This window comes from Parageobacillus thermantarcticus, from assembly GCF_900111865.1.
GTDB lineage: Bacteria > Bacillota > Bacilli > Bacillales > Anoxybacillaceae > Parageobacillus > Parageobacillus thermantarcticus.
Genome location: NZ_FOJS01000103.1, coordinates 1 through 1,157 on the forward strand (window position 1 = coordinate 1; position 1,157 = coordinate 1,157).

1 protein-coding gene and 1 pseudogene are annotated in these 1,157 nt (G+C 38.3%); both read right to left on the reverse strand.

The genetic code is table 11. The features are described from left to right. Nucleotides 1-60: 60 nt before the first annotated feature. On the reverse strand, nt 61-549 hold the full coding sequence (locus BM278_RS18205) for a hypothetical protein (RefSeq protein WP_090952555.1): 489 nt from the start codon (nt 547-549) through the stop codon (nt 61-63). A 355-nt stretch (nt 550-904) separates the two neighbouring features. After that, nucleotides 905-1,157 (reverse strand): annotated as a pseudogene (locus BM278_RS19415) (hypothetical protein); the annotation flags it as partial.

Genomic DNA, 1,157 nt, shown 5'->3' on the forward strand with positions numbered 1-1,157 from the left:
TATAACGTCCTATTGAGCTGTTTGCGCCTACTCTTCATTATGGGAAGAAAAGGGGGATTTTCATGCCCGGGTGGAGAGCAAAAATTGCTCATGGAGCTTTTCTGTACTAATGGTCAACCAATCTTCACCGTTATAACCTTCTTCTTTACCATAAACAACAATACTGTCTGAGATAGTTTCTAAATCCGCAATGGTCCCCGTCCAAGTCACTTCTTTATTAAATATAAAATTATCCCATGTTGAAGTTTTTTGCCCCTTTGGCAAGTGATAATAAGCTTCTGCCAACGGAAGGAAATCTGAACCGCTTATCATCAGTTCAGCTACTTTCCTTTGCTGATCGGAAGCAAAATTTTGATTGGCTGTTTCCTGTATCGGTTCTGTTTTATTTTCTTCCCCTGTTGTTTGTTCCTTTGCCGTTTCCTTTGGCTGCTCGATCGACTTTTCTGGCTTTTTCTGTTTTGCTTGCTCTTGTTTTGATTCTTTCGCTGTTTCCTTTGGCGGTTCTGTCGTCATTCCAAATGTAATTAATCCCGCAAAAAATACTGCCAAGGCAATAAGCGACCGCTTGAATAAACCTTTTTTGTTATCTTGCTTTTTAGCCGCCGTCCCTTAAATAAAACAAAAAAGAAAATCAACAAAACGCTAGCAAAGCAACAATAAGAGCAATGTTATCCATAATTGCAGCCCCCTCTTTATTTGTCCGCATACACCATATCACAACGAATACAAAAATATTGTCGAATTTAATAGAAAACTAGATATGTCAGAAGCATTTCCTTTAAGGTCCTGTGTCTCGAATAGAGAACTGTTGATAAGATGGGGATTTATAGCAGCACTTTTGAAGGAGGGAAAAAGCAAATGGGCTATAAAGCAATAAAGGAAACTTGGGGGTGCCAAGTTTCCTTTATTTATGTTGATCCTGCCTTCGCAATTTTGTCCCACCAATATTTTTATGTATAGAAGCCCATGGTCTATTATTTTCCCAATGAACTTTTATCGCCAATTGAAATGTCTCTGATAAACATTCATCTGTCAATACTTCCTGTTTTCGTCCTGCAGCTACAAAGTTAAGTCCATATAATTGTGTAAAAAGGGAAATAGAAAAAGAGCCATGTTGCTTCCCCTTTGGTAGAATAAACAGTGGACCAAAAACACCA